Raw genomic sequence first — 26,305 nt, 5'->3', positions numbered from 1 at the left:
ATGCGCACACTCAGCAACATCTTCTGGCTCGGCACCAAGGAACTGCGCAGTCTATTGAGCGACTGGGTGCTGCTGGGTCTAGTGATCTATTCATTCTCGCTTGCTGTCGTTAGCCAGGCACAAAGCAACTCCCAGGAGCTGCATCACGCGTCGATCGGCATTGTCGATGAGGATCACTCCGAACTGTCGAGACGTATAGGTCATGCGTTTCTGATGCCCTACTTCAAACCGCCCGTCGCGCTCGACCAAGCCGATATCGAGCATCTGATGAACATGGGCAACTACACGTTCGTCGTGGATATTCCGCCGAATTTTCAGCGCGACGTGCTTGCCGGTCATCGGCCTGAAATCCAGGTCAACGTCGACGCGACGGCCATGGTGCAGGCAGGGCTCGGCTCAGGCTATGCGGAGCAGATCATCGGCACCGAAATTTCCCAGTTCCTGTCGCATGCGGAGTCTGTTCCGCTATCGCCTGCAAATCTCGCCATCCGGATTGCGTTCAATCCAAATGTTGCAACTGCCTGGTTCACCAGCGTGATGGCCATCATCTCCAGCACCACGCTTCTTGCGATTATCCTGGCCGGTGCCGCTCTCGTTCGAGAACGCGAACATGGAACGATGGATCACCTGATGGTAATGCCCTTAAGTCCGTTCGAGATCGCGATGTCGAAAATCTGGGCCAATGGCTTTGTCATCGCGCTTGCAATTAGTCTCTCGCTTTATTTTGTTGTGCGTCTCCTTCTGGGTGTTCCGATCGCCGGCTCGATCCCGCTCTTCCTGTTCGGCGCAATTCTCTATCTGTTCTTCGCTACCTCGGTCGGACTGTTTCTGGGGACGGTGGCGCGATCAATGCCGCAGCTTGGCCTCCTCTATATGCTGGTCGGCGTCCCGATGAATGTGCTGTCAGGGAATGCGACGCCGCTCGAAAGCATGCCGCCCTGGCTCGCGACGGCCATGCAGGCTTCGCCCTCGACACATTTTGTCTCGTTCGCCCAGGCGATCCTGTATCGAGGTGCGGGCCTCGATGTGGTTTGGCCGCAATTTTTCGCCGTCGCCGGTATCGGTGCGCTGTTTTTTGCATTATCGCTTCTGCGCTTCCGATCGACCGTAACGATGACGTCATCTTAGTCTTTAGGCTCCCCCGATCGATATCGCTCCAAAGAACCGGTCATGCGCCTGGTTCGTCCTCCTGTTATCGCAAAAGTCAGTTCCTGAGCAGCCGTCCGTACTTTCCCTTAGGGCAACAACCCGAATTTCCGGCCAATACGCCAACGGTTATCAATGTGTCTGCACCGTTATCGGAGGAGACGAAAGATGGCCCAGGTCTATTTCCACTGCTCCCATAAGCAAGGGGTGTTGATTGACCAATGCGGCACCACCGTTGCCGATTTGGTCGAGGCACGCGAGCAAGCAGCCAATGTGGTGCAGTCGCTTATCGCCTCGCCCAGTCTGGAAGATTGGCGCGGCTGGATCCTGCACGTTAGCGATGACGCGGGCGAAGAGATTTTTGTGCTGCCTTTCGCATCCTTTATTGGCAAGCCGAATTAAGGAGGGTGTCATGCTAATCGAGAAAGCGGCAGCTATCGTATTTCTTCTGAATGCGATCACGTCGGGCTGGCGTAGCCTGGCGACGAACGTCTGTGATCCCTATCGCCCCGAGCGGCATTATATGCGCGGGCCAGGACCGAAGTGGCACGCGAAAAATCACACCAGCGTTTGACATGCCTCGTCGGATTGTCTTCTGCACACCCCTGCCATAGCGAGGTCCTTTGCCGGTCATCAAGGGCCAATCACCTGCGGCGGCCGTCGAGGGAGTGCTAAAGCTTTTCGGCTTCGTTCACCTTGCGTCGCGCAACGGCACCAGCCGCGATCTGCATCGTGGCGCCGGCCACCCAGCTCAACCAGATCAGAACGGCGTCGGCGCCGGCGGGTTCGTCCAGGATTATGTTTGAAACCGAGACGATGGCGGCGACTGCCGCCAGAAATGTACCGGCCGCGCTCAACAGCTCCACGGCATCGGCTTGCGTACCCCAGCCGTAGCGCAAGGGAAGGTGCATTCGATGATCGGGCGGCGCGTGCGGCAAATCGATCCCGAGATAGAATCCGGCCGCACCGTAGATGACCATGGTAAGCACCGTCGTGGTCGATGCAATCAAAACAACTTCCGAACGCCCGACATATGCAGCGACGAACAGCGCACACGACGCGCCCGTAAGCGCCAAGCCGGTCCGTTCGAAAATATGAGCCGCCCTGCTTATAGCCGAACGGGTTTGCCACGATGTCTGACGTCGGATCATTTCGTTTCATACCAAGCCTGGACCGCCGGGCAGTTGACGAAAATCAAACAAAACCTGTCAGGATGACATCGCGAAACGGCAGCAAAGGCGGGTTTATCGTGGCCACTTTCACCTTGAGTTAGATCAACGTTGCCGGCCGATCGAGCTCTAAAATAGCAGCTTGGAGGGCATCAAATGCGGCCTCAAGTTCTTACGCTTCCCGACCTCGATCGAAAGCTTGACGACATGCCGGAGGGGACGCTGCACCAGATCACGCGCAGCGACTACGAGCGCCTGTTTGGCTTGAATGACGTGGCACTGGGACGCCTGCGCAACTTTGCCAAGACCCATTCCTGCGTGGCGAGCTTTGCCGACCACGCTATTATATTTAGAAAGAAAATCCGCTCCTCGATTTGAACCTCCCTCTAAATCACGGGAGCGCCGGCAACGGTCGATGCGTTTAGTCCCGTTAGCTGCCGACGCTCAGGGTTTTCCGTTAGGTGCGAATGTCTGGTCGCCCAGAGGTTGCTGCTCGGTCGGCGTACGAATGACGATGAAGGCGCGAGCCATAGATGTGTGGCACCTATTGCAGTCTCCAGTGAGTTCGGTAAATGCCTTCGAAAAGCCTTTGGCATCCTTTCTTCCGATTGCCTCTTCGACTGAACGCAGAGGCCTCGCCATGGTTGTCACGTTGCTGACGGGGATGCCGGCATAAAGGATGGCAGCCTGCAACAAGCTCTCCGTGAGCTGCCGCAATTCGAAACCGGCGAGGTCCCAATTGGTCGCCTTGCCTGCGTACCATAGTTTAACGTGTCGCGTCTGGATCGTGTTCATGATGTCGCCGAGATGCGGGGCATAGTCTTCGGGCGGCTGCGCAGGCTGAGCCGACCGGAAACTTGTCAGGGTAAACGGAATCGACAGGCTCGCGAGCAGCGCCAGCCGGATCATTCTTTGTGTTGCTCTCACAGTGACGCCTCTTCCTGTTTTTCGGCTGACAGCCGTAAACAAATGATAGTTCGCCGGCTGCCGCCGGAATTGAGTTACGTCAATTGCATATGCCGGTTGCTCCGCTAGAGGGGATGTCCGTGCTCTCATTGCCGGATACCCATGACCGAGCTCGCCTCCCCCTCTCCCGGATCATCTGAACGGCAGGCGCCGGCCCGAGCCTTCGCTGGGCGCCGACGGCCGCAGACGCTCTACGTCGCCGTCGGCGTGCTGATCGCACTCGGTTTGCTTTCGGCGGTCGTTTGGAAGCTCTCGCATGCGGCCCCCACGAACAGCTATGTCACCTCTGCGGTGACGTCGGGCTCGGTGACACGTATCGTGTCGACCACCGGGACCGTCAATCCGGAGCTGACGATTATCGTGGGCAGCTACGTGTCCGGCGTCATCAAGGACATGTATTGCGACTACAACACCCAGGTTAAGACTGGACAAGTATGCGCCAAGATCGATCCACGCCCGTACCAAACCGCGGTTGATCAAGCCAAGGCCAATCTCGCTGTCGGCAAGGCGCAACTGCAAAAGGATCAAGCCGCGCTTTCCTACGCGAAGTCAAATTATGACCGCAACGCAATGCTGGCCAAGAGCAATGCCGTCAGCCAGGATGTCGCCGACAACGCCAGGAGCAATTTCGAACAGGCCCAGGCGCAAGTTTCCTTCGATCAAGCAAGCATCGAGCAACGCCAGGCTGAGCTCGACGCAGCGCAGGTGAATCTGGACTATACCGATATCATCTCGCCGGTTGACGGAACGGTGGTGTCGCGCAACATCACGATCGGCCAGACCGTTGCAGCGAGCTTTCAGACCCCAACGCTCTTTCTGATCGCCAGCGACCTCACCAAGATGCAGGTCGATACCAATGTCAGCGAAGGCGACATTGGCGGCGTCAAACTGGACGACAAGGTCCTGTTTTCGGTCGATGCATTTCCGAACCGAATTTTCGAGGGGACGGTCACTCAGATCCGTCAGTCTCCGCAGACCGTACAGAATGTCGTCACGTATGACGTGGTGGTCAGTGTCGGCAACGTTGATCTGGCGCTCAAACCGGGCATGACAGCGGCGGCTCGTATCATTATCGATCAGCACGATAACGTTCTGCGCGTGCCGAGCCAGGCGCTACGTTACACCCCCAAAGGCACGACGAGGTCTGGATCCGACCATCCTCGGATCTGGATACTCGAGAATTCCAGGCTGGAGGCTGTCGATGTCGAGACGGGACTAAGCGATGACGACTTTGTCGAAATCAGAAGCGATGGTCTGAAAGCGGGCGACCAGGTGGCAATCGGCGAACGCACCAGTGCGACAACGCCGGCGGCCTCGCCGCGCTCCTGAACCGGAGCCAATAGATGCCACCTCCGGTCATCCAAGCAGTCGACCTGACGCGGATCTATCACGCCGGCGATGTCGATGTGACCGCGTTGAAAGAGGTCAGTCTTACAGTTGAGCACGGCGAATTCGTCGCGATTATGGGTTCATCAGGATCGGGTAAATCGACCCTGATGTCGATCCTCGGCTGCCTGGACCAGCCGACCGGCGGGAGATACCTGTTTGAAGGTATCGACGTCGCGCGCCTTCCCGAACCCGCGCTGGCTCGTATTCGCAGCCAGCGGATCGGCTTTGTGTTCCAGAGCTTCAACCTGCTTAGCCGTACCGCCGCGATCGAGAACGTCGCACTTCCCTTGTTCTATTCCGAGATCGCGCCCGCAAGCGGCAACGAGCGATATCGCCTTGCCCGCAAGGCGTTGCAGCTGCTCAACCTGGGCAACCGCGAAAAGAACACGCCGGGCCAGCTTTCCGGTGGACAGCAACAGCGCGTCGCAATTGCGCGCGCCTTGATCAACGATCCCGGCCTGATCCTCGCCGACGAGCCGACCGGAAATCTCGATACCCGCACCTCTTACGAGATCATGGATACGCTGAAAGCGCTCAATCGTGAGCGCGGCGTTACCATCGTCATGGTCACCCATGAGCCCGATATTGCAGAATATGCCGATCGAACGGTGACGATGAGAGATGGGAGTATCATTTCCGACGAGCGTCGCGCGGCCGGAATCGCTAAAACCGAAACGCCGCCTCCTCTTCAAGATTTGCGTTCTTCCCCACCCCGACTATCGCTTCATTCGGCCTGGGGATTTGCCCGGATGGTTTCCGCCGCGGCCCTTCAGGCGCTGGCCCGCAACGTCACACGATCTCTGCTCACGATGCTCGGCGTATTCATAGGGGTGGCTGCCCTCATCGTCATGGTGGCGATAGGCCAGGGGGCCAACGACGCCGTTCGCAAGCAGATCGAAAGCCTTGGCACAAATCTGTTCGTCGTCGTCCCCGGAGCGAGCAGCCTGGGAGGCGCGCGCGCCGGGTTCGGTAGCGCGTCGACATTGACCACGGCAGACGTGAGAGCGATTCGCCGCGAAGCGACCGCGGTTGGTAGTGTCAGCTTCTTGATCAGGCAAACTGGGCAGATTCAATACATGAGCCGCAACTGGACGACCGTCATCCAGGGGGTCAGCTCCAACTATCCGCCGATCACGAACTGGCGGATCGCGGACGGCCGCGGCATCACGAGCGACGACGTGCGCGCAACGGCGCTGGTTGCCGTCATCGGGCAATCGGCATTCCGTCAATTGTTTCCGGACGAGCAAAGCCCTGTCGGCGCGACCATTCAGGTTCGCAGCGTGCCAATTCGTATCGTCGGGTTGCTTGCGTCAAAGGGGCAAACAGCTTATGGCCAGGACCAGGACGACGTTATCATGGTGCCGTTTACCACTGCCGAGCGGAAGATTCTGGGGGTCGCGGCACCCTCGCAAAATCAGACGCCGCTCAACTGGCCCTACCCGCCCAATCCCAATCCCTACAATCTGCAGCCGCGTCTGACCGGGTTCGTCAACCAGATTTACGTCCAGGCGCCGGATCTGCGCGACGTGCAAGAAGCAATATCCCAGGTAAACCGCATCCTTATCCGGCGCCACAATGTCCGGCCGGGTCAGCCACGTGATTTCGCGGTGAGAAATCTGAGCCAGATCGCCGAAACAGCCGCGGACAGTAGCCGCACCATGTCGATCTTGCTTGCGACCGTTGCGTCCATTTCGCTGCTTGTCGGCGGGATCGGCATTATGAACATACTCCTGGTATCCGTGACAGAGCGAACGCGCGAGATCGGCCTGCGAATGGCGATCGGCGCCCGCCGCATTCACGTGCTGTTGCAATTCCTTGCTGAAGCCGTGTTCCTGAGCGTGAGCGGTGGCATCGCGGGAATTCTCGTTGGCGTCATTTTCTCGCTCAGCCTGCCTGTGCTCACTGGCTGGCCTGCACCTTTGTCTGCCTCGGCCGTGCTGGGCGGCTTCCTCTTCTCCGCCGCTGTCGGCATCTTCTTCGGTTACTATCCAGCGCGAAAGGCCTCTCACCTGAATCCGATCGAAGCACTACGATATGAATAGCCGGATATGTGTTCTGATCGTTGAACGGGCTATTGCCGCACTGATGTCGCGAGAAGGATTGTTTTGAGGTGTTTTTCAAAGAGCTCTGTGACGCCGGCCCGGTTGAGATGGTCGGTATCGAAGTAGAAGCGCGGCTCGGGCAATTCGGCCGAGAGATCGAGGAATGCGATCTGCCGCCTGGCGAGCAGGCCACTGAGCGCCGCATCGAATTCGGACTCGTTCGGAATCTGGCCGCGGAAATCAGGCGGCACAGGCACTTTGATGACGAGGACATGGACGCCTTGCTGCTGCGCCAGCGCAACAAGACCATCGAACACCTCTAGATAACGCGCGAGACCGGCCGGCGTTGGAAGCTTCGGATAAAGGTAGGAGATCCTGCTTTTGGTCATTGCCGGAGACGGCCGGAAGACCCGGCCGAATTGCTTCTCTCCCTCCCAAATATCCCGCTCGAACCGAGCGCGATTGTTGATCTTGGAAAACCCGGTCACATAGTCGAGCAACGCGCGGAAATCGACGCCCTCGTTCAGGCAGTACGAAAGCAGGCGGCTGGCGATCGCGGCGTCGAAGGGCGTACGCCCAAGCAGCTTGGCGTCGGTGAAGCGTTCCTCGTTCCAGGTGACATGATAGAAGGCGAAGGAATCGACGATATAAAGCAGATTGCGTGTGCGGTGCTTCGTCAGGAACTGCTCGAAGACGAAACGATTGTAGAGCGGGCCTGAGCCCGGTGATGCCAGGTTGACGATGTGCAGTCCGGTCTCCTTCTCCATGAACCCATTGAAATCGGCGAAATCGAGCGGCATCGCATGCGAGGCGTCGAGGATCACCCAATCGAAGTGCGTCGGCTCGGCGACCGCGATCTTGTAGAGCGGATTGCTCTTTCCGGTCCGATAGACGAGCCGGTCGGCCGCATAGAACAGCGCAGCGTAAAGTGCGAGCCCTATGGCGATGAAGAGAGTAGCCGATTTTGCCTGAAGTCGCATGGGGTGCTCGCCGTCAAAACTGCATGTAGATGAATTCATTCGTGCCCCAGCGCCCCAGCACGAGCAGCGCGAAGATCACGGCATAACTTGCGCCCCAGCGCAGCCATACAGGCGACAACTGCAAACGCTGCAGGATCGAACGCCCCTCATCGGCGATTTCGACGACAAGCAGGAACAAGATCAGCCCGAAGCCGAGGTAATGTTCCGACGTGAACGGGTAGCTGGGAATGAGGCCTGGCAATTCTGGCAATCGCGTCGCGATTTTCTTCAAGATTGTCACCGCGTCGCCGATCGACTTGGCGCGGAAGAAGACCCAGGCGATAGCGACGAGGTGAAAGGTCAGGAGCGCGCGTAGCACCCAGAGTGTCGTACTCGCGGCGAGCCGCGGCATACGCGCGCCAAGACGCTGCCAAGGCCCACGGGTCGCGAGTCCAACCCAATTGTAGAAGCCGTTCAGCGCGCCCCAGATCAGGAATGTCCAGCCGACGCCATAACCCAGCCCGGCATGCCAGAGGCCGCTGACGAGGAATACAACCATGACGTTGAGATAGCGCCGAACCGCGCCCCTGCGGCCGCCGCCGAGCGGGATATAAAGATAGTCGCGGAACCAGTGTGCGAGCGAGATGTGCCAGCGATCGCCCCAGAATTCGCTCGTGCTGCGTGCCAGGTATGGACGACGGAAATTTTCCATCAACTGGATACCGAACATCGCGGAAATGCCGATGGCGATATCGGTGTAGCCGGAAAAGTCGCAATAGATCTGGAAGGCAAAGAAATAGACGCTGATCAACAGTTCCATCGGCGAAGCGAAGGCGGCAATCTTGAAATTGCGATCGACCAGTGGCGCCAGGTTCTCGGCAATGACGACCTTCTTGAACAGACCCCAGACGATGAGTTGAAGCCCAAGGACCAGCCGCTCGGGATTGGTGCGCAACCCCTGCCAGAGCTGGGGTAGAAAGGTGGTGGCTCGCTCGATCGGGCCGGCCAGGATTTTCGGAAACCACGCGACGTAAAGCGCGACATCGGCCGCACCGCCGACCTTCGGCAGCTTCGCCATGTAGACATCGATGAGGTAGCTGGCGGCGGAAAAGGCGTAGAATGAATAGCCGACTGGGGTCGGTACCCCGATGCGCGGAATCGCCAATGGCTCTGTGCCAAGCAATTGACCGACGACGCGAGATAGCTCGCCGGCGATAAAATCATAAAATTTAAGGGCGAAGAGTGAGCCGAGGACAAGGGCAAGTCCCGCGCCGAGCACCAGCCTGCGCCATGCCTCTGACTCTGCCCGCGCGATGGCGTGTCCGCTTGCATAAACGACCGCGGTTACAGCGCCGAGATAGATCAGGTTGGTGGGCTGGGCAAGGCCGTAGAAAACGCAACTCGCCAGCAGCAATATGATCCAGCGTTGTCGTACCGGACATGCCGCAAAGATCAGCAGTACGAGTGGAAGGAAAGCGAAAAATTGGAGCGAGGTGAACAGCATGGGCTATCATTTACCTCGCCGGAGATCTCCGTTTACTAACCGATATCAATAGGTCGCACCGGACGCGCGCAGCTCTTCCGGGACTTGCTCGATCGGGATTCCTGCATTCTGCTCGAGATAGCTCGCGAGTTCTTCCCGTTCGTCAGCGGTCATCTTGATGGGGGCATGGCTGGGCGTGCTTAGCGTCCCCATCCATGCCGTATGGCTACGCTGTTGGGTCACTACCACCGTGATGATGTGGCAGCCCTGACAATTGTTGAGTGACAAGTCGCGCCCGTCCTTTGGCAGATTGCGCGTCCAATCGGTGCTGACCGGATTTGCCGGGACCTGATTGGGAGGGAGCGGCATGTGCCAGGAAAGATAGTCGGCAAGCGTAAGCCGCTCCTTCTCACCCAGCTTCTGGATCGCGGAAACGGTCTTGCTGTGCGCAGCCAGATAGCTCGACCATTCATCCCGCGAATGCTTCGCCGTCAGCAAGGACTTGATCTCCCCCGCCGGCGGCTTGCTGGCTACGACGTCGGTCAGGAGCGTCCGGCCGCCGGAGGGAATGAAAGCCAGCTGTTCGGCGGTCTGGGCGGCGAGCGGCCGAATTGTCGAACCGCTGAATATCGCAGCGAACGCACCGACAGCCATTGATAAATTGAAACGCATGTTGATGCCTTTCCCCTGCCCGCTTTGTGGCGGCCTATGCAAACAACTTTGACAACATGATTTCGTCAGGCAGCATTTGCGGCGATGCGACGGCCCTACAGGAGAACACCGGCACCCGCAATTCGCGGATGGCTTGCTCAGGCGGAAAGCCGTTCTGACGCATCCGGTCGATCAACCGGACCGTGGCATCGTCATAAAACTGCTCGCCGCAGGCGTAGCAGACCAGCGCGGGCACATCTTCGATCACGACCAGCCGGTCATCATGCCAGAATGCCGTACGGACGTGGGCATGGCGAGTGTCGGTGCTTTGGCACTCCGGGCAAGGGGCCGATAGAGTTTGAGCGGCGTCGTCCATTTTTCGGATTCCTTTTTTTCTAAGAGCTTGCCGATGGTTCTGTTCTGCCAACGGATTTGCTCGTGGGTGCCGAGATCAGCTCACCAGTTTCCGGGCAGCCCCCACGATGTGGCTGGCATTGGGACGCATCCAGCTGAACATCTCAGGTGATGCGGGCGGCGGGGCGTCGGGAAAGGCGATACGCTTGAACCGCGCGCCGTCCACGTTCTCGGCGACGCGGGCAATGACCTCGGCGCCTGGGCAGAGGGTGTAGTACGACTGATCGAAGGTCAGCAGGCGCTTGGTCTTCTGCACCGACTTGACCAGGGTTTCGGTATCCATGGGCTTGAACGACCGCAGGTCGATCGCTTCGACCTTCATTCCGGCCTTCTGCAACTGCTCGGCCGCCTCAAGCACTGCAGGCATGCCGGCGCCGGAGCTGACAATGGTGAGATCGCTGCCAGTGGTGCGCACGGCCGCCTTGTCGAGCGGAACGGTATACTGCTCGTCGGGAACTTCTTCGCTCAATTGCCGCAACCCCGCCGCATAGAGGAAAACGACCGGATCCGGCGATTGGATCGCCGACGCCATCATTCCCTTGGCGTCATAGGGCCTGGATGGCATAACCACTTTGACGCCGGGAATATGCGCGTAATAGCTGTCGGCCTCGTAGTCCGAGTGCTGACCGGCGAAGCCGGGGCTTTGTCCCGATAACTCGATGATGAAAACGGCCGGCATGGTGGCGTCGCCGCCGCTCATGTGATGCAGCTTGCCGGCGTGATTCTGGATCATCTCGAAGCAGATCTGACTGCCCTGGTACGGGATGTAGGTGATGGCCGGGGTGCCGACCAAACTTGCGCCAAGCGCCGCGCCAGCCATCCACATCTCGTCAATGCCGGTGTTGGTGACGCGTGTACGACCAAATTCCTTTTCCAGATTGATGACCGGCAGTCCGGGGGTGGATGCGACCGCCGGCGTAAGTTCGAACAGCCAGCACATGTCTTTGTGCTTGCGCATTTCGTACTGCACCGCCTCGTACGCCGCGTACATAAAGCTCTTGCTTGCCATGGTCGTTTTCCTGATCCTTGAGAGTTGTTGCGATCGGTCCTGCGCCTAGCCAAACTGACGTGCAGGAACGCTGCCCTGGACGAATACGTTCTTTACGGCGTCTTCGGGCTTGCACAGCGGTTGTTGAGCCTCCCACTCGAAAGCTTCCTTGACCTCCTGCTTCATGGCGGCTTCGATCGCATTGGCCTTGGCCTGATCGATCACCCCCCACGAGATCAGCATGTTGCGACAGATGTCGACCGGGTCGCGCTGCAGCCAATCGCGCAGTTCGCGTTCCGGACGCCATGAGGTAATTGCCTGTGGGTCATAACCGAACGAGCCGAGCTTGCCGACTTCGGCGCCGGGCGCGCCCCAATGGGCGTAGTAGCGATAGGTCTTCGCTTCGATCAGGGTCGGCCCTTCGCCGGCCCGAGCTCGCTCGACGGCCTCTTTCATCTTGTTGTAGACCTGCGTCACATCCTGACCGTCTACGACAACGCCCGGAATTCGGTAGGTGTTCGCGGCCGTCGCGATGTCCTTCATCGGGCAGGAGTAGGAGTAATGCGCGAACTGATGGTAGAGATTGTTCTCGACCACGTAGATGAAGGGCAGCTTGAGCAGCGATGCGTTGTTCAGCGAACTGTGGAATGCTGGAGTAGCGTAGGTACCGTCGCCGCCGAAGGCGACAGCGACCTGCTTGCTGCCTCTGGCGCGGAATGCGAACGCTGAGCCGGCGGCAATCACCGCTGACGGGCCGACGATGCCGTCGGCGCCCATGTACCCGACCGACTTGTCGGCCAGATGCATCTCACCCGCATAACCGCGGTTAAGGCCGGTCGCCTTGAAATTATATTCGGCCGCCAGCTTCTTCATGTCGACGCCTTTGGCAATCGCATGTCCGGTCGGGCGGTGCGTGCCGTAGATCACGTCGATTTCACTGAACGGACCTTTGTTGTTGAGTGCAGCGCAGACGCCAGTTGCGACGGCTTCCTGGCCAGCATAAAGATGGATGAGGTTGCGGAAGCTGCGGTCGCTGAGCTGCTTGTCGGCCAGAGTGCGCTCGAACCACCTGATACGCAGGATCGTCGAATACATCTCGATCAGTTTTTCATTGGGCAGGTCTTTTGCCCAGTACCCGATTTCGCCATCAGCCCACGCAAGCTTGCTGCTCAGTGAAACCGCTGCTCCAGCAGCAGCGAAACCTTTCAGCAGGCTACGACGCGTTGACGACGGTACGCGCTCTGCAAAGCCGCGAGCCGATCGATCATGATCCGACATTTGAACGTCTCCTTCCGCAATATCTTCAAGAATGATTTTCGCTTGTTAGATATCTGAGTTCGAAAAGACGCCGACCGCTTTGATGTAGGTCAACCGATGCATCCAGCTCGTTTGTTTTGTGAAACGCGTATTTTTCCATTGATCGAGAGGTCGCGCATGCGACGCGCCGCATCGGTGCGCAGCGAGCCTTTGGAGGCGATACGCTGATCAATTGCCAACGAACCTGGACAGCGCGGCGGCCTGACGGGACGAAAGATCCGCGCCGACCGCATCGAGATACGCATCCACTTTGTCCCACAATGCAGTCGCGGTCTCGTCGGCTGCATGGCCAGCGTCCGCAGTTGCGGCCGACATCACCTGAGTGACCGGTTGGGTAAGCTTGGCACGGTAAGCACCTCGACCAGCGCGAAGGTCCTTCAGCACCGCTTCGCCCTTCGCGGCGGCATCACCTTTGCGGGAGGCAATGTCCTGCTCCAGACTTGCAATGGCAGCGTCGATCTCCGACGCTTGCTTCACGAGAGCCGGCTTTTTGGCGGCTTCCGGGCCCGAAGCAACGGCGGCATCAAACATGGAGAGGCGATCCTTCGACCAGGCGAGATCTTCGCAGTTTCCCGCAAGCGCCGCGGCCGCGGAAAGCGTGACTGAAGCCAAGATCACAAAGCTGTAAACGCGTAATTGGCGTTTCATTTCGGCGTCTCCCAATCGTTCGCACTGCGACGGCAGGCCGCAAGCCAAATTAATTGTGAGACCGCCCGGTCTCGCCTTGTTTGATTTTGGTCAATGAAAGCTCGCTCGACATTTTCCTGCCACGTCGCGGCGAGCATGAAGTTTTCATGACAGAATTGCTGCGCCGCAGTCGCTGCAATTCGTGATTGGATTTGACCTGCCTCAAACGCAGCCTCCACCAACCGAACCAAGGTTTGGCTTTCAAAACCCGGAGGTGAGGAAATGGCCACAGGTCTCAATCGCAGGAATTTGCTTCTGACCGCGGGCGTTGCTGCGGCTATCGGCGAGCCGGGGCCCCTGCTTGCGCAAAATGCCACGGCCGAATCGATCGCGAAGGCGCCGACAGACGCCAGCGGGGTGCCGAACAGCGAAAAGAAGATCAACATCGTCACGCTGCGCGATCTGGAAGTCGACGCGCAGAAGGTCATGGCGCCTTTTGGTTTCGCGTACGTGTCCGGTGGTGCCGGCGACGAATGGACGATGCGCGAGAACCAGGCCGCCTTCAACAGGTGGGTAATCAATGCCGATTTCATGAACGGCACGGGTAGCGCCGATACGACGACAACATTGCTCGGCACCAAGCTTTCCTACCCCGTCATTGCCGCGCCGATCGGCAATCAAGGGTCGGTTCACGCGCAGGCCGATCTGCCGAACGTCAAAGGGACGAATGCTGCCGGCACGCTGTACTGCGTGAGTTCGGTGTCCCAGCTCAGCGTTGAGGAGATTGCGTCTGCCGCCGAAGGACCGAAGTGGTTTCAGCTCTATATTCCGCGAGACCCAGGCTTCGCTCGCGAGATGCTGCAACGGGCGAAGGCGGCAGGCTACAAGGCCATTGTCGTCACTGCTGATGTCAACGTCACCAGCAATCGTGAGCGCTCGATGCGGCTGCACGGCGCAGCGCTTCCCAATCTGAAAATGGGCAACGCGCCAAAGACACCTGGCGTTACCGGCAGCGCAATGGACATGAAAGGAAATATGGACTGGAAGGACATCGAGTTCTGCCGAAAGGAATCAGGGCTGCCTGTCGTCATCAAAAGCATCCTCTCCCCCACCAACGCCCAGCAAGCGCTCAATGCTGGCTGCTCCGGGATTTGGCTTTCGAATCACGGCGGCCGTCAGCTCGACAACATGGCTGCGCCGATGACCACGTTGCCTGCCGTGGCTTCCGTCGTAAAAGGAAAAGTGCCGATCATCATCGACGGCGGCATTTACCGCGGCCAGGATGTTTTCCGGGCGATCGCGCTCGGGGCAACTGCAGTCGCACTGGGCCGTCCGCTGCTCTACGCCTCGGCGCTGGGAGGCGCGCAAGGCGTTCAGGCCGCGCATACTCATCTCAAAAATGAGCTAACCATGGTCATGAGGCTGGCCGGCACATCGGCCATCAAGAATATCACCCGCGATTTTGTCGCGCGGGCTGAAGGCAGCAACGGGCACGTCTGAAGGCGGAATAGAAGAGCCGCCTTCTACCATCACGGAGTACTCATGTCGAAGGTATGACATTGGTTGCAGAGTGTCACCGACGCCTTGTGGACGTGGTGGCACTCTGCGCAAGGGATCTCGCCCTGGTGCGACTCGTGGGGGTTCGGCGTATCGTTCGCCGTGCTCGCGGCAAGTTTTTGGTACGTCCCGCCATGACATGACAAGCATGTCACCACTGTCGGCGGCGAAGAAATTCCCGCGGTATGACATTGGCCGCAGCCAATGTGGGCGGCGACATGTTTGTCGATCAAGAACCCGTGCCCGCTGCCCGGGGCCGCAGTCTGCGAAAATACACCGACTGCCGGAACGAGAAGGGCAGCTATCAGGCTGAGGCAGGCCAACAGCAATAAGCGTTTCATAGACCCCCCTCGTCTGCTCATTCGCAGCGACGCTGCCAAGCCACAAATCATCAAGCTCGAGACCCGTGAAGTCGAACAAAATTCGATGGCGCTCCCATTGACTCATATCAATCCAGCTTTTCCCCGATCGGCTTTGGTTGCGCTTCGCAGGCTTCTGGCCTGCCGCATCAGGCACTTGATGGAGAAAACCGAATGAATCTCGATAAGGCGATCAATGGCCGCCGCGCGGTGCGCGAGTATACCCGGGACAGCGTCAGCGAGCAGACCATCCGCGGATTGATCGACGCAGCCATCCAGGCGCCGAGCGCCGTCAATCAACAGCCTTGGGGCTTTACCATCGTCCGGAATCAGAGCCTGCTCGACCGGATCTCGCATGAAGCAAAGGTCTACATGCTCGCGACGACGCCGGCTAATGGCCTTTCCGAGCAGATGATGTTGCACTTGCGCAATCCTGAATTCCAGATCTTTTACCACGCGCCGGCCTTGATCATCATTTCGGCAGACGGTCCCGGCCCATGGGCAGTCGAAGACTGCGCACTTGCCGCCCAGAATCTGATGCTTGCGGCGTTTGCCGCCAACCTTGGCAGCTGCTGGATTGGCTTCGCCCAGAAATTCCTGGGCACCGAGGCCGGGAAGTCTCTCATTAGATGTCCATCGCCGTGGATCCCGGTTGCACCGATCATCATTGGACACCCGGCGGCTCCCGCTGCTCCCGTTCCGCGCAAGGAGCCGATCATCAAGTGGGTTGACTGACTGACGCCTGCTTCGCCGCGCGCTTAGCGGATGCTTGGTCTCGCTGCTGCCGTTGACGCATGCGCCGCCTTTGCGGAGAGCAATCTGCGCTCGGGGCCGCTGACTTACTTTTCCTGGTAGGGGCTCGGCTTGTACTCTAAAGCAGCCAGCAACTCGAAGCGGCTGATGGATCCAATCATCTTTCCCGCGCATACGACAGGGACCTGAGCGATCCTGCGCTGATCCATCGCCGCGATCACGTCATTCACGGTCGCATGCTCGTCAACACAAACGAGATTTTGGGTCATGATCTTCGCGACATTTAGCGTGCGCATTCGTTCGCGAGCCGGGCCACCCTCCTCTATGCCCAGCAGCTCTTCCAGCCAATTGCCGGCGGGAGGCGTCACGCCCAACTCGTCTCGATGAAGGAGGTCTCCCTCCGAAATTATGCCGAGAAGATTCCTATCTTGTCGAGTACAAGGCCTCGCTGGTTCGTCTGCAACAACAGCCGCACGGCATCCAACAGTGACGCCGCAGGTCCGATCGTTGCGAAGGAGCTTCGCATCACCCCGGTCGCAAGCATCATCCTGGCCCCCTCGATTGGGCAGCTCAAGCATTGAGCCGGCCCAGCGCCACGCGATTGCGAAGCTGAACGCGGCGCGACGTTTCGAGCGCAATCATTCCCGACTGGGCAAATTGGGTGAACGTTCGCGACACGGTCTCGATGGTCAATCCCAGATAGTCGGCAATGTCCTGGCGCGACATCGGCAGGTCCACGGAGGCGCTGCTGCCGCAGCGGCCGGCCATCTCCAGGAGAAAGCCCGCGACACGCTCATCAGCACTCTTGATCAGGGCCAGGGAATGCTGCTGCACACGCTGTAATTCACGCACCGCCAGCATCCAGAGCTGCTTGGAGAGATCGCGTTGCAGCTCGGCGCGAGCCATTGCGCTCGCGCGCTTCACGACCAGAACCTGAGAGTCGTTGACGGCTTCTGCCGAGGCCAGATGCGCTTCGCCCGCTTCGACACCGAAGATGTCGCCGGGAAGATAGAATGCGACGATCTGGCGCCGGCCATCGTCAAGCATGCGATAGGTGCGAACTGCTCCGGTCACGATCTGGTAGAGAAACTCCGCCGGCTCGTCTTCGCCGTAGATCTCCTCGTTTCGGCCAAATCGCATCGATGCACCCATGAGGCCGAGCGGCCCTTCCGGAATTCTGGTAGAAAGAGCCGAAACAGGCGACCGGGAAGGCATCGCGAATGTAACGTTTGCGGTGGTGCGCATGGCGAAACTCCGGGTTGATTGGTTGGTTGACCCGCCGCCACTGTGCCGCTTTGCGAAAAATAAAAAATTCGGGTCGTCCCCTTAAGTAGAAACCCTTAGAGCCCGTAATTTTACGGATCGTCCTCCCCAAGCCCCGTTTTTGGCGCGTCTGCTAAACAGAACAAATGGCCTCTTCGTTCAATGCCAGATGAGCAGATCGGCCTCGCGAGACCTTGCCTCTCGAAGAATTTGCATCCCACTCGACGACGCATCGCATGGTTTGACGAGGATCAAACGAAAACCTCCCGCAGCTCCTACCTTTGCTTCGCCAAAGTCGAGCAAAGGAGGATTCCTATGGCAGAAGCTGCAACCAAGCTACCTGTAAAGACAGAGAAATCATCAGCCACGCCGTCGGTCCTTGATTGGAGACCGTTCGAGGGCTTGCGCAATCAGGTCGACCGTCTGTTTCGCGAGTTCGAAACCGGTTTCCTGCAATCGCCGCTCTATCGGGATGTCGACAATTTCTGGCGCCGAGATCTCACGCTTCCAGTGACACCCGCAATGGACATTGTCGATAAGGACAATGCTTTCGAGATCACTGCCGAACTGCCGGGTCTCGACGCCAAGAACATCGAGCTCAGCCTTTCGGACAATGTGCTGACCGTGAAAGGCGAGAAAAACGAAGAGAAGGAAGAGAAGACCAAGGACCGCTACGTTTCCGAGCGTCGCTATGGCTCCTTCCGCCGCTCCGTTCAGCTTCCCGCCGGCGTCGATGCCGGCAAGATCGAGGCAAACTACAAGAGCGGCATTCTCACGGTCACCCTTCCGAAGTCCGCGGAAGCCCAGAAGAAGCAGACGGTGATCCCGATCACCACGAAGTAAGCCAGCGCTGGCCTCGCTTTCCCCTTGGATGGCGAGGCCGCTCTCTTATGACCTGGAGACATCATATGCCGCACAAGCAAGTTCTGTTTCATTCCGCTGCCCGCGAAAAGGTCCTTCGGGGCGCCTCGCTCCTCGCGGACGCCGTGCGCGTCACCCTAGGCCCGAAGTCGAAGTCGGTCCTGATCCAGAAGAGCTGGGGCACCCCCATTGTCTGCAACGACGGTGTGACAATCGCCAAGGAATTCGACCTCAAGGACCCCGAAGAAAATCTCGGCGCGCAGGTGCTTCGGCAGGCGGCCGAAAAGACGGGCGACGTCGTTGGTGACGGCACCAGCACGTCAACGATCCTGGCGCATGCGATTCTGGCTGACGGCGTCAGGAACGTGGTTGCGGGCGCGAGCGCAATCGATCTGAAGCGCGGGCTCGACCGGGCGGTCCATGCCGCAACCGCCGCACTGCACGCCATGGCTCGGCCCGTCAAGACCAGGGCAGAAAAGGCGCAGGTAGCCACGATTTCAGCTCACAATGATCCGGCAATCGGCGAACTGGTCGCGGCCGCGCTGGAAAAGGTCGGGGGTGACGGCGTGATCTCGGTCGAGGAGTCCAAAACGACCGAGACTGTGCTCGACGTTGTCGAGGGAATGAAATTCGATCGCGGCTTTCTGTCCCCTTATTTCGTCACTGATGCAGAACGAATGGAAGCCGTTCTTGAAGACCCTTTCATTCTCGTCTGCGATCAGAAGATCAGCGCACTGAACGACTTGGTGCCGCTGCTCGAACAGGTCGCGAAATCCGGCCGCCCGCTCTTGATCATCGCCGAGGACATTGAAGGCGACGCGCTGGCAACCCTGGTGGTCAACCGGCTGCGCGGCGTACTGAAGATTTGCGCGGTAAAGGCACCGGGTTTTGGAGACCGTCGCAAGGCGATGCTGGAAGATATTGCGACTCTGACCGGAGGTCAGGTGATCTCCGGCGAAGTCGGTCTGAAGCTGGAGAACGTGACCGTGGCGCAGCTTGGTCATGCCGCGCGCGTGGTCTGCGACAAGGAAAACACGACCTTGATCGGCAGCAAGGGCGATCGCGCCCATATCGACGGCCGGCTGCAGCAGATCCGCCGCGAGATTGAAAAGACCACAAGCCAGTACGACAAGGAAAAACTCGAAGAGCGGCTTGCAAAACTCTCGGGAGGGGTTGCCGTGATCCGTGTCGGTGCGCCGACAGAAGCGGAGATGAAGGCCAAAAAAGAGGCTTTGGACGACGCCATCAGTTCGACCAAGGCCGCGGTCGCGGAAGGTATGGTGCCAGGTGGCGGATTAGCGCTCCTCAGGTGTACGGAAGCTGTCACCAAAGAAGAAGCAACCTGCGAAGGCGACGAGAAGACCGGAATCCAGATCCTCAAGCGCGCGCTCGAGTCCCCTGCCCGCCAAATCGCCGAAAACTCCGCCGTCGATGGAGGTGTCGTGGTGGCCCGGATGCTGGGCAGTCAAGGCAACGTCGGATTTGACGCCGCGCGCAAGGAGTATGTCGACCTCTTCGAGGCAGGCATCGTCGATCCGGCCAAAGTGGTCAGGACGGCGCTGGAGAATGCGGTTTCGGTCGCAAGCGTCTTACTGCTGACCGAGGCAACCATGACCGAAATCCCGGAGCCCAAGCGCGAACGGTCGCCTGAGACGGATATGGCCATTTAAGCAGGGAAGCCCTTGGACGATGGCGATCGTGCATCACGAAAATCATCCTGGCTGTTCTTGTCGAGAACCCGATCTGGACCTCGGCAGATCAGAGGTAACCGTTGCTCAGCCTCGCGCGAGAGCCCAGCATGGATGGCCCCGATTCTCCAGCCGGATGAAATGGCTGCTGGCTGCAATGATGGTGGGCGCGGCGGCGGGCTGGCTGGCCTTCCAAGCTTTTGTGGCCCTCATCACCCTGGACTAACTGCCGAAGGAGGTACGGTATGAAAGCGCGCGATATTATGACCGCGCCGGTGATTACCATCGGCGAGAACTGCACCGTTCGCGACGTGGCGAAACTTCTGATTGAAAAGCACATCAGCGCCGTTCCAGTGGTCGATCGTGCCGGAAAGGTCGTTGGCATCGTCAGCGAAGCCGACCTGATGCATCGGCCGGAAGCTGGTACGGACCGACCTGCCTCCTGGTGGCTATCGCTCATTTCCGGCGAACGCGCTGTCGCCGAGGAATACGTCAAGTCGCACGCGATGAAAGTAAAGGACGTCATGACGAAGAACGTCCAAACCGCTCAACCCGACACGCCACTCAACGAAATTGCGGATCTTTTTGAGGGAAATCACATCAAGCGCATTCCAATCGTGAGCGATGGCGGCAACCTTGTTGGCATCGTTAGCCGGGCCAATATCATCCAGGCTCTGGCGACTGCGCGCCCGAAGCTCGAGATCAGCGCGCCCGATGCAATGATCAGGGAGCGCTTGATGGCCGAGCTGAAGAAGAACTCCTGGTCGCATGTTCATCAGCTGAATGTGACGGTCGCGAACGGCGTGGTCGACCTCTGGGGTTTTGCCGAGTCCGACGCAGAGCGGCGGGCGATCCGGGTAGCTGCCGAGTCAATTGCCGGCGTAGCCGCCGTCAACGATCATCTGATGCGAGCTGAGTATCTCTACTAAGATTGATACTGCGGGATACGTCGCGAGCAATGAGATGCTTACGTCCAGCATTTCATGCTCTCAAAACCGCTTGCACCCCTGGCGACACTCCTTGCGCCTCAGTCCTTCGAAAGGTCACAAAGCCTGCTTGACAGCAGCAACTCGAACAGAGCGCGCGCGGCCTTGTATCTGGCCGCCGGCCGGGACATTTCCCGGCCGGTGACGATCGCTTTTCCGGTGGAATCGCAGACGCTCCATTCCCATCGGGCCCATCGGCGGCTGATCGTCATTTCGTACATGGATCCCTCACCTCATGCCCAGCGCATGGAATAGCCGTGCCTTTGCCTCATCGAGTGCGAACGCGAACACGATAGCTGTGGCGAAGACACTCAGAATGATGGAAAGCGGCAGCGGCGCCATGAGAACGCCTGCGAATGCGAGCGTCGGCACGATCAACAGGTCTGCAAGCGAGCATGCGAGCACGATCTCGCTCGGCCTGGACGACCAGATGCGGCGCCGCTCGCGGACGACATAGTAAATCGCCTGACCGCTGATCACGAGATTGACCAGCATCAGGGTCCGCAATGTATCGAGGTCAAGCTCGAGATAGTCCTTTCCAACAAGCAGAACGCCGACGCAAAAGACCAGGTCGAACAAGCCCAGGAGAACGCCGGCGATGGTAAGCTGGCCGATTTTCCACGTGTTGGGCTTTTCCGACGGCCGCACATTATCTGTCGTCGACGACATTGCCAGAAAATCACCGGTGATCATTGAGATCACTACCAGCATCGGCGTCAGGATCGCATGACCGGTGAGCAGAAGGCCGATCGCAAGGTAGGCGACCTGCGGAACCTTGTGCAGGATCGAACGGAGCGTGTAAGTCAGGATGCGCTGGAAGGCCACGCGGCCTTCGATCACCGCGCCAACGATCCCGTCGAGCCCGGGCTCCGTGAGAACGATGCCAGCCGCTGATTTCGCAACGTCGGTTGCAGTTGAGACGGCAATACCAAGCTGTGCCTGACGCAATGCCGGCGCATCGTTCGCGCCGTCGCCACACATCCCGACCGTATAACCGGCCAATTGCAAGGCCTTCACCAGCGCAAACTTGTCTTCCGGAAGCACGCCGGCGAAAATGGCATAATCCTCCGGATAGGCGATTTCGGTGATCGCGCCGGGCGGAGCAACTGCACCTTCCAGGCCCACAGCGCGCGCGACGGCTGCCGCCGTCGCGGGGGCATCGCCGGTCACCATCACCACCCGAACGCCCATTGAATTCAGCTGCGCCAGACAACTCGCGGCCTCGGGACGCGGTGGATCGCTGAGTGCGATCAGCCCGATCAGTTGCATGGCGCCGGCGGTTCCGACCGCAACCCCAAGTACTCGAAAGCCTTCGGCTTCGAGCGCGGTAGCCTTCATAGACGCCTCTGGCAAAGGACGCGCCATCGCCTGGACATGCGCGAATGCGCCCTTGACCGCATGCAGCCTCGCTCCGTCCTGGTCCGTGACCTGTGCTTCTGCAATCTTCGCTGCTGGATCGAAGGGAACGAACTCCTCTCTTCTTGGCGACGCAGCGAATGAATAGCGAGCCGCGGCGTGGCGGATGGCCGCGTCGACAGGGTCGAGCCCGGCATCCGAGCTTGCAAGGCGCGCCCACATCAGGACGTCAGGTTCGCTGGACTGTCCCAACGGGACCACGGCCGCGACCGTCAGTTCGCTTTTTGTCAGCGTACCCGTCTTGTCGACACACAGCACATTCACGCTGGCCGCTTCGTCGACTGCCGAAAGCCGCGTCGGCAACACACCGCGCTTTCCGAGTGCCTGCGCACCGACCGCTGTGGCCAAGGTAAAGGTCGCGGGGAGCGCCACGGGCACCGATGCAAGGATCGCAATGAGAGCGAGCGGAATTATTTCGCCAAATGGAAGCCCGATGTACCAGGCATAGGCGATCAGGAGTGCCGCCAGAGTGCCATTGATGCCGGCGAGATACAGGACAACCCGCAGGACCGCCTTCTGTTGCGTGCTGGTAACGTGCGCCGTGCGAACGAGCTCCGCGGCACGGCCAAACCTGGTATTCGGACCGGTCGCGGTCACTTCGGCCAGGGCTTCACCACGGCGAACCAACGCCCCGGCAAACGTCCTGTAGCTCGCGTCAGCCTCGATCGGCATCGACTCGCCGGTGAGCATAGATTGGTCGAGCAGCACGGTGCCCTCACCGATCCGCGCGTCCGCAGGAACCACGCTGCCAAGCGTCAGCTTGATCAGGTCACCCGGGACAAGGGCGGCAGCGGGCACAATCGACCAGCTGCCGTCGCGCAAAACCGATGCGTTCAGCGCGAGCCTCGACCTGAGCGCAGCGAGTGTCGCTTTCGCTCGCCCTTCCTGAAAAAAGCCAAGCGCGGCATTAAAAAGCAGCAGCAAGCCGATGACGGCGGCTTCGATATATTCGCCGAGAAATAATTGCAGGACGATAGCCGCCGCAAGCAGGCACGGCACCGGCGCGGCGAATTTGCCGACAAGCACGCGCCAGGCAGGCGTATCGGTGCTCGACGACGTCGTATTTGGTCCGTACTGCCTCAAACGACGCGCCGCTTCTTCACTCGACAGGCCCGACTTACGGCTCGCCGGCTGGGCAGACTCAGGAGTGGATGAATGCAGTAAGATCTCCGACACCTCGGTAACTTAGGCGCATTAGCCGGAGACGAGTTGCGCGAGATCAATCAACACCGGGAGGCGCCGACCGCCCGGACGCATCCGTATTTTCACTTAAGGAGAGAAGCGAAATTTCGGGAACCACCCCGCCCTGGTAGGAAGAGCCTACTGGCACTTTTCTGCCACAGGAGGCTATCCATGAACTCCTCGATCTACAGTGCTGACCGCGCGACACACCTGCGTATCGTCGTCGTCGCGCTCGCTGGCAGTATCGCGATCATGGGGTTTGCCCTGTCGGCCAGACTCGGCACGATGGTAACCGCGCCAGCGATCGTGGAAGCGGGCAAGTCTCATGGTTTGGAGTTTAACGGCAAAGAAGCTGCAACGACGTTGCCCTCGACGCGCCGGATTTGATTGCTCGGGCGCGTTTGGCGCCGGCTTTGACCTTTGTCAACGATGCCATTTTTCCAGTCGGCTAAGTTGCTGCTATCTCAATCGGATATTCCAGGCCAAGCGAGCATGAAAAAAATTCCCGAACTTGCAATTTCTGCCGAGAAGGTTGCGGCCATCATTGCCAAGGCCAGGCAATTTGATGTCAAGGATGTCGTGACCGATCCGGACCCCGGCTCGAACGCCAGCGACGACGGAATGCTATCGGTGCTGGAAGACCACAGCGATGATCCTGTTCGAACCGAATTGACCGCAATCATCCGTGGCCTCAATGCCGACGAGCAGATCGACCTGGTTGCGCTCAGCTGGCTTGGGCGAGGCGATGGCGAGCTCGCCGATTGGAGCGATATTCGCGCCGAGGCCGCCCGCGCTCATAACAAGCGCACCGCCGAATACCTTCTGGGAATGCCGCTTCTTGGTGACCTGCTTGAAGAGGCTTTCACGCAATTTGGCCACTCGGTGGAAGAATTCGAACGACCGCTCTAGTCAAAGGTCAAGAACGGATGCCCTACCGCTCAAACGAAGATCTTCCCGCTTCCGTTCGCCACCACCTGCCGCAGCATGCCCAGGATATCTATCGCGAGGCCTTCAACCATTCTTTTGCCTCGCACCGGGAAGAAACTCGTCAAGAAGAAATCGCGCACCGCACCGCTTGGGCGGCGGTGAAGCGGTCCTACGTCAAGATTGGTGACGAGTGGGTGCCACAAAGAGCTGGGATCAGCTAGGCAACCGCTTGAACGCCGCCCACCGCGCCCGAAGAACGGAGCGGCGCAAACTGCTCGGCTGTCAGCGTCTCCCGGTCGATGAGGAGCGTGACGCCCTCTTCCAATTCCTTCCGCCGCCTTTGCAGGATTTCGCGCGCGCAGCCATCGCCCGCTTCGATTAATTGCCGGACGGCAAGATCGATTTCCCGCCCGGTCGCTTCGGCGGCGCTCGCAATCGCGTCCTGCATCGCTGGCAGGAACGCCTGCGGCTTCGGTGCATAAGTCCGCTGTCCGACGGTGGCGTCCATCCCGTATTTCGTCACCATTTCGATCGCAATCTCGGTGGCGCGCTGTAAATCGTCGGCAGCGCCAGTGGAGACATCGCCGTCGAAGATCAGCCGCTCGGCGGCGCGCCCGCCCATCAGGACCGCGATCCGATTTTTCAGTTCGCTAATCGTCAGCAGGAAGCGGTCTTCCGTGGGCCGCTGCATGGTGTAACCGAGCGCCCCAACGCCGCGCGGGATGATCGAGACCTTCTGCACAGGGTCGACACCGGGAAGGCTGGCGGCAACCAAGGCGTGCCCCATCTCGTGATAGGCTACACGCTTGCGCTCACCCTTGCTCAGAGTCCTGCTCTTTTTTTCGATTCCGGCAACGATACGCTCGATTGCAACGGTGAAATCATCAAACGTCACCTGATCGGCGTTGCGCCTTGTCGCCGCGATCGCCGCTTCATTGATGAGGTTCGCAAGATCGGCGCCGGTAAAGCCGGCTGTGAGACCGGCAATCTTTTCAAGATCGACGTCGGACCCAATCGTGATCTTTTTGATGTGCACCTTGAGGATGGCCAGCCGACCTGATTTGTCGGGACGATCGACCAGCACCTGACGGTCAAATCGGCCGGCCCGTAACAAGGCGGGATCCAGTATTTCCGGCCGGTTGGTCGCCGCCAGAAGGATGACGCCGGCACGCGGGTCGAAACCGTCAAGTTCCGCCAACAGCTGGTTAAGCGTCTGCTCCTTTTCGTCATAGCCGCCGAGGGCATTCGCTGTCCTGCTTCGGCCAAGCGCATCGAGTTCGTCGATGAAGATGATGCAAGGCGCAGCTTTTCTCGCCTGCTCGAACAGATCGCGGACCCGCGCCGCACCAACGCCGACAAACAGCTCGACAAATTCCGATCCTGATATCGAAAAAAACGGTACGCCGGCTTCACCGGCAACCGCCCGTGCGAGCAGGGTCTTTCCGGTGCCGGGAGGTCCAACCAGCAGGATTCCCTTGGGCACATGCGCGCCCAATCGCCCATAGCTCTTGGGGTCCTTCAGGAAGGAGACGACCTCCTGCAATTCGAACTTCGCCTCATCGACGCCGGCGACGTCCGCAAAAGTGACCTTCGTATCCTGCTCGACGTAGACCTTGGCGCGGGATTTTCCGATCGCCATGAGGCCGCTCGTGCCCTGGCCAGCACCCATGCGCCTCGCCATGAAGAACCAGAACCCGTAGATCAGTATCAGCGGTGCGATCCAAGAAAGAATACTGCCGAGAAGACCGTCGGACGCAGTGCCGGACACTGATATTCCCTTGGACCCAAGCTTGTCCGCCAGCGATGCATCCACGCGCGTCGTTACGAAAGCAGATTTTCCGCTCGGAAATTTTTCCTTCAGGTTGCCTTGGATCGTATCCTTCCCGACGATAACGTCGGACACGGCCCCCTGTCCAACAAGCTCCTCGAACCGGCTATAGGGGATTGTCTCGATCGTGTTGTGAGCCACAACAAGCCATTGCAGGAATAGCAACCCGATCCCGGCAAGGGCAACGGGTAACAGATATGGCACACCCCTTTGTATCGACGGCTCGTCTTTCATTTGTATTTCCGGTTTCGACAGCTCCGTAATTTAGCCGTCAGACTCCAGCTGCGATTGTTCTGGATCAAATGTCAGGCTTCTTGATGGGACGATTACCGGC

General features: G+C 59.2%; 30 protein-coding genes. 16 read left to right on the top strand and 14 right to left on the bottom strand.

What is annotated here, in order from left to right; translation table 11 throughout:
- The 3 genes from VFB05_RS06370 (at position 1) to VFB05_RS06360 (ending at position 1,720) form a co-directional block, all read left to right on the top strand.
- Complete coding sequence (locus VFB05_RS06370) at positions 1–1,128, top strand: ABC transporter permease (protein ID WP_325010115.1); 1,128 nt, start codon at positions 1–3, stop codon at positions 1,126–1,128.
- Between the two features lie 186 nt (positions 1,129–1,314).
- Complete coding sequence (locus VFB05_RS06365; protein WP_325010113.1) at positions 1,315–1,548, top strand: DUF6894 family protein; 234 nt, start codon at positions 1,315–1,317, stop codon at positions 1,546–1,548.
- Positions 1,549–1,558: 10 nt separating this feature from the next.
- Entirely contained in the window at positions 1,559–1,720 is a 162-nt protein-coding gene (locus tag VFB05_RS06360) for a hypothetical protein (protein WP_325010111.1), read from the top strand.
- 97 nt (positions 1,721–1,817) lie between these two features.
- On the opposite strand, the gene VFB05_RS06355 is transcribed toward VFB05_RS06360, so the two are convergent.
- Positions 1,818–2,156, bottom strand: a complete 339-nt coding sequence (locus VFB05_RS06355; RefSeq protein WP_325010108.1) for a hypothetical protein — start codon at positions 2,154–2,156, stop codon at positions 1,818–1,820.
- 315 nt (positions 2,157–2,471) lie between these two features.
- Between VFB05_RS06355 and VFB05_RS06350 the strand changes: the two genes are divergently transcribed.
- Complete coding sequence (locus VFB05_RS06350) at positions 2,472–2,693, top strand: hypothetical protein (RefSeq protein ID WP_325010106.1); 222 nt, start codon at positions 2,472–2,474, stop codon at positions 2,691–2,693.
- A 66-nt stretch (positions 2,694–2,759) separates the two neighbouring features.
- Here VFB05_RS06350 and VFB05_RS06345 read toward each other — a convergent pair whose 3' ends face one another.
- Positions 2,760–3,224 carry a hypothetical protein gene (locus VFB05_RS06345; RefSeq protein ID WP_325010104.1) on the bottom strand — a complete coding sequence of 155 codons (465 nt, stop codon included), beginning with the start codon at positions 3,222–3,224 and terminating at the stop codon, positions 2,760–2,762.
- A gap of 159 nt (positions 3,225–3,383) precedes the next feature.
- Between VFB05_RS06345 and VFB05_RS06340 the strand changes: the two genes are divergently transcribed.
- Both VFB05_RS06340 and VFB05_RS06335 read left to right on the top strand, forming a co-directional pair.
- A complete protein-coding gene (locus VFB05_RS06340; RefSeq protein ID WP_325010102.1) occupies positions 3,384–4,610 on the top strand; it encodes an efflux RND transporter periplasmic adaptor subunit in 1,227 nt (408 codons plus the stop codon).
- A gap of 14 nt (positions 4,611–4,624) precedes the next feature.
- On the top strand, positions 4,625–6,712 hold the full coding sequence (locus VFB05_RS06335; protein ID WP_325010099.1) for an ABC transporter permease: 2,088 nt from the start codon (positions 4,625–4,627) through the stop codon (positions 6,710–6,712).
- Between the two features lie 29 nt (positions 6,713–6,741).
- On the opposite strand, the gene VFB05_RS06330 is transcribed toward VFB05_RS06335, so the two are convergent.
- The 7 genes from VFB05_RS06330 to VFB05_RS06300 form a co-directional block, all read right to left on the bottom strand.
- Positions 6,742–7,692, bottom strand: coding sequence for a hypothetical protein (locus tag VFB05_RS06330; RefSeq protein ID WP_325010097.1), 951 nt, complete (start codon positions 7,690–7,692; stop codon positions 6,742–6,744).
- A gap of 13 nt (positions 7,693–7,705) precedes the next feature.
- Positions 7,706–9,175: an MBOAT family O-acyltransferase gene (locus VFB05_RS06325; RefSeq protein WP_325010095.1), complete on the bottom strand. Its 1,470-nt coding sequence runs from the start codon at positions 9,173–9,175 to the stop codon at positions 7,706–7,708.
- A gap of 45 nt (positions 9,176–9,220) precedes the next feature.
- Positions 9,221–9,826 carry a hypothetical protein gene (locus VFB05_RS06320; RefSeq protein WP_325010092.1) on the bottom strand — a complete coding sequence of 202 codons (606 nt, stop codon included), beginning with the start codon at positions 9,824–9,826 and terminating at the stop codon, positions 9,221–9,223.
- A 34-nt stretch (positions 9,827–9,860) separates the two neighbouring features.
- The gene (locus VFB05_RS06315) at positions 9,861–10,181 is read right to left on the bottom strand and encodes a type II toxin-antitoxin system MqsA family antitoxin (RefSeq protein ID WP_325010089.1); all 321 of its coding nucleotides are present in this window, start codon (positions 10,179–10,181) and stop codon (positions 9,861–9,863) included.
- Positions 10,182–10,256: 75 nt separating this feature from the next.
- Positions 10,257–11,228, bottom strand: coding sequence for an alpha-ketoacid dehydrogenase subunit beta (locus tag VFB05_RS06310; RefSeq protein WP_325010087.1), 972 nt, complete (start codon positions 11,226–11,228; stop codon positions 10,257–10,259).
- 45 nt (positions 11,229–11,273) lie between these two features.
- Complete coding sequence (locus tag VFB05_RS06305; protein WP_325010085.1) at positions 11,274–12,485, bottom strand: thiamine pyrophosphate-dependent dehydrogenase E1 component subunit alpha; 1,212 nt, start codon at positions 12,483–12,485, stop codon at positions 11,274–11,276.
- Between the two features lie 207 nt (positions 12,486–12,692).
- Complete coding sequence (locus VFB05_RS06300; RefSeq protein ID WP_325010083.1) at positions 12,693–13,187, bottom strand: hypothetical protein; 495 nt, start codon at positions 13,185–13,187, stop codon at positions 12,693–12,695.
- Between the two features lie 246 nt (positions 13,188–13,433).
- On the opposite strand from VFB05_RS06300, the gene VFB05_RS06295 reads away from it, so the two are divergent.
- Positions 13,434–14,651: an alpha-hydroxy acid oxidase gene (locus tag VFB05_RS06295; protein WP_325010081.1), complete on the top strand. Its 1,218-nt coding sequence runs from the start codon at positions 13,434–13,436 to the stop codon at positions 14,649–14,651.
- 29 nt (positions 14,652–14,680) lie between these two features.
- Here VFB05_RS06295 and VFB05_RS32115 read toward each other — a convergent pair whose 3' ends face one another.
- The gene (locus tag VFB05_RS32115; RefSeq protein WP_414643156.1) at positions 14,681–15,049 is read right to left on the bottom strand and encodes a cytochrome c3 family protein; all 369 of its coding nucleotides are present in this window, start codon (positions 15,047–15,049) and stop codon (positions 14,681–14,683) included.
- Between VFB05_RS32115 and VFB05_RS06290 the strand changes: the two genes are divergently transcribed.
- Positions 14,931–15,245: a hypothetical protein gene (locus tag VFB05_RS06290; RefSeq protein WP_325010079.1), complete on the top strand. Its 315-nt coding sequence runs from the start codon at positions 14,931–14,933 to the stop codon at positions 15,243–15,245. The genes VFB05_RS32115 and VFB05_RS06290 overlap by 119 nt on opposite strands.
- Positions 15,242–15,802, top strand: coding sequence for a nitroreductase (locus VFB05_RS06285; protein WP_325010077.1), 561 nt, complete (start codon positions 15,242–15,244; stop codon positions 15,800–15,802). Before VFB05_RS06290 ends, VFB05_RS06285 begins: the two co-directional genes overlap by 4 nt.
- Before the next feature lie 104 nt (positions 15,803–15,906).
- Here VFB05_RS06285 and VFB05_RS06280 read toward each other — a convergent pair whose 3' ends face one another.
- A complete protein-coding gene (locus VFB05_RS06280; RefSeq protein ID WP_325010075.1) occupies positions 15,907–16,188 on the bottom strand; it encodes a CBS domain-containing protein in 282 nt (93 codons plus the stop codon).
- Between the two features lie 60 nt (positions 16,189–16,248).
- On the opposite strand from VFB05_RS06280, the gene VFB05_RS06275 reads away from it, so the two are divergent.
- The gene (locus tag VFB05_RS06275) at positions 16,249–16,401 is read left to right on the top strand and encodes a hypothetical protein (protein WP_325010073.1); all 153 of its coding nucleotides are present in this window, start codon (positions 16,249–16,251) and stop codon (positions 16,399–16,401) included.
- Here VFB05_RS06275 and VFB05_RS06270 read toward each other — a convergent pair.
- Positions 16,391–16,960, bottom strand: coding sequence for a helix-turn-helix domain-containing protein (locus VFB05_RS06270; protein ID WP_325010071.1), 570 nt, complete (start codon positions 16,958–16,960; stop codon positions 16,391–16,393). The two genes, VFB05_RS06275 and VFB05_RS06270, sit on opposite strands and share 11 nt — an antisense overlap.
- A gap of 438 nt (positions 16,961–17,398) precedes the next feature.
- Between VFB05_RS06270 and VFB05_RS06265 the strand changes: the two genes are divergently transcribed.
- The 3 genes from VFB05_RS06265 (at position 17,399) to VFB05_RS06255 (ending at position 20,561) form a co-directional block, all read left to right on the top strand.
- Entirely contained in the window at positions 17,399–17,926 is a 528-nt protein-coding gene (locus VFB05_RS06265) for an Hsp20/alpha crystallin family protein (RefSeq protein WP_325010069.1), read from the top strand.
- Between the two features lie 65 nt (positions 17,927–17,991).
- Positions 17,992–19,614 carry a chaperonin GroEL gene (groL, locus tag VFB05_RS06260; RefSeq protein ID WP_325010067.1) on the top strand — a complete coding sequence of 541 codons (1,623 nt, stop codon included), beginning with the start codon at positions 17,992–17,994 and terminating at the stop codon, positions 19,612–19,614.
- A gap of 263 nt (positions 19,615–19,877) precedes the next feature.
- Positions 19,878–20,561, top strand: a complete 684-nt coding sequence (locus VFB05_RS06255) for a CBS domain-containing protein (RefSeq protein ID WP_325010065.1) — start codon at positions 19,878–19,880, stop codon at positions 20,559–20,561.
- Between the two features lie 285 nt (positions 20,562–20,846).
- On the opposite strand, the gene VFB05_RS06250 is transcribed toward VFB05_RS06255, so the two are convergent.
- A complete protein-coding gene (locus tag VFB05_RS06250; RefSeq protein ID WP_414643155.1) occupies positions 20,847–23,210 on the bottom strand; it encodes an HAD-IC family P-type ATPase in 2,364 nt (787 codons plus the stop codon).
- A gap of 177 nt (positions 23,211–23,387) precedes the next feature.
- On the opposite strand from VFB05_RS06250, the gene VFB05_RS06245 reads away from it, so the two are divergent.
- From VFB05_RS06245 to VFB05_RS06235, 3 genes are all read left to right on the top strand, one after another.
- The gene (locus VFB05_RS06245) at positions 23,388–23,603 is read left to right on the top strand and encodes a hypothetical protein (RefSeq protein WP_325010063.1); all 216 of its coding nucleotides are present in this window, start codon (positions 23,388–23,390) and stop codon (positions 23,601–23,603) included.
- A gap of 105 nt (positions 23,604–23,708) precedes the next feature.
- A complete protein-coding gene (locus VFB05_RS06240) occupies positions 23,709–24,125 on the top strand; it encodes a DUF3775 domain-containing protein (RefSeq protein ID WP_325010146.1) in 417 nt (138 codons plus the stop codon).
- Between the two features lie 17 nt (positions 24,126–24,142).
- A complete protein-coding gene (locus tag VFB05_RS06235; protein WP_325010061.1) occupies positions 24,143–24,364 on the top strand; it encodes a ChaB family protein in 222 nt (73 codons plus the stop codon).
- On the opposite strand, the gene ftsH is transcribed toward VFB05_RS06235, so the two are convergent.
- Positions 24,361–26,205 (bottom strand): ATP-dependent zinc metalloprotease FtsH, encoded by a 1,845-nt coding sequence (gene ftsH, locus VFB05_RS06230; protein ID WP_325010059.1) that lies wholly within the window; start codon positions 26,203–26,205, stop codon positions 24,361–24,363. The two genes, VFB05_RS06235 and ftsH, sit on opposite strands and share 4 nt — an antisense overlap.
- Positions 26,206–26,305: the final 100 nt, after the last annotated feature.

Origin of the sequence: Bradyrhizobium sp. (genome assembly GCF_035652035.1) — a bacterium.
Taxonomy (GTDB): domain Bacteria; phylum Pseudomonadota; class Alphaproteobacteria; order Rhizobiales; family Xanthobacteraceae; genus Bradyrhizobium.
The sequence above is the reverse complement of the archived record's forward strand: the minus strand, read 5'-3'. Positions and strand labels throughout refer to the sequence as shown.

Bases quoted from the DNA above. Each gene is read 5' to 3' on its own strand.
- VFB05_RS06370 (WP_325010115.1), top strand. From the start codon at position 1: ATGCGCACACTCAGCAACATCTTCTGGCTCGGCACCAAGGAACTGCGC.
- VFB05_RS06365 (WP_325010113.1), top strand. From the start codon at position 1,315: ATGGCCCAGGTCTATTTCCACTGCTCCCATAAGCAAGGGGTGTTGATT.
- VFB05_RS06360 (WP_325010111.1), top strand. From the start codon at position 1,559: ATGCTAATCGAGAAAGCGGCAGCTATCGTATTTCTTCTGAATGCGATC.
- VFB05_RS06350 (WP_325010106.1), top strand. From the start codon at position 2,472: ATGCGGCCTCAAGTTCTTACGCTTCCCGACCTCGATCGAAAGCTTGAC.
- VFB05_RS06345 (WP_325010104.1), bottom strand. From the start codon at position 3,224: ATGATCCGGCTGGCGCTGCTCGCGAGCCTGTCGATTCCGTTTACCCTG.
- VFB05_RS06340 (WP_325010102.1), top strand. From the start codon at position 3,384: ATGACCGAGCTCGCCTCCCCCTCTCCCGGATCATCTGAACGGCAGGCG.
- VFB05_RS06335 (WP_325010099.1), top strand. From the start codon at position 4,625: ATGCCACCTCCGGTCATCCAAGCAGTCGACCTGACGCGGATCTATCAC.
- VFB05_RS06330 (WP_325010097.1), bottom strand. From the start codon at position 7,692: ATGCGACTTCAGGCAAAATCGGCTACTCTCTTCATCGCCATAGGGCTC.
- VFB05_RS06325 (WP_325010095.1), bottom strand. From the start codon at position 9,175: ATGCTGTTCACCTCGCTCCAATTTTTCGCTTTCCTTCCACTCGTACTG.
- VFB05_RS06320 (WP_325010092.1), bottom strand. From the start codon at position 9,826: ATGCGTTTCAATTTATCAATGGCTGTCGGTGCGTTCGCTGCGATATTC.
- VFB05_RS06315 (WP_325010089.1), bottom strand. From the start codon at position 10,181: ATGGACGACGCCGCTCAAACTCTATCGGCCCCTTGCCCGGAGTGCCAA.
- VFB05_RS06310 (WP_325010087.1), bottom strand. From the start codon at position 11,228: ATGGCAAGCAAGAGCTTTATGTACGCGGCGTACGAGGCGGTGCAGTAC.
- VFB05_RS06305 (WP_325010085.1), bottom strand. From the start codon at position 12,485: ATGTCGGATCATGATCGATCGGCTCGCGGCTTTGCAGAGCGCGTACCG.
- VFB05_RS06295 (WP_325010081.1), top strand. From the start codon at position 13,434: ATGGCCACAGGTCTCAATCGCAGGAATTTGCTTCTGACCGCGGGCGTT.
- VFB05_RS32115 (WP_414643156.1), bottom strand. From the start codon at position 15,049: ATGAAACGCTTATTGCTGTTGGCCTGCCTCAGCCTGATAGCTGCCCTT.
- VFB05_RS06285 (WP_325010077.1), top strand. From the start codon at position 15,242: ATGAATCTCGATAAGGCGATCAATGGCCGCCGCGCGGTGCGCGAGTAT.
- VFB05_RS06270 (WP_325010071.1), bottom strand. From the start codon at position 16,960: ATGCGATTTGGCCGAAACGAGGAGATCTACGGCGAAGACGAGCCGGCG.
- VFB05_RS06265 (WP_325010069.1), top strand. From the start codon at position 17,399: ATGGCAGAAGCTGCAACCAAGCTACCTGTAAAGACAGAGAAATCATCA.
- groL (WP_325010067.1), top strand. From the start codon at position 17,992: ATGCCGCACAAGCAAGTTCTGTTTCATTCCGCTGCCCGCGAAAAGGTC.
- VFB05_RS06255 (WP_325010065.1), top strand. From the start codon at position 19,878: ATGAAAGCGCGCGATATTATGACCGCGCCGGTGATTACCATCGGCGAG.
- VFB05_RS06245 (WP_325010063.1), top strand. From the start codon at position 23,388: ATGAACTCCTCGATCTACAGTGCTGACCGCGCGACACACCTGCGTATC.
- VFB05_RS06240 (WP_325010146.1), top strand. From the start codon at position 23,709: ATGAAAAAAATTCCCGAACTTGCAATTTCTGCCGAGAAGGTTGCGGCC.
- VFB05_RS06235 (WP_325010061.1), top strand. From the start codon at position 24,143: ATGCCCTACCGCTCAAACGAAGATCTTCCCGCTTCCGTTCGCCACCAC.
- ftsH (WP_325010059.1), bottom strand. From the start codon at position 26,205: ATGAAAGACGAGCCGTCGATACAAAGGGGTGTGCCATATCTGTTACCC.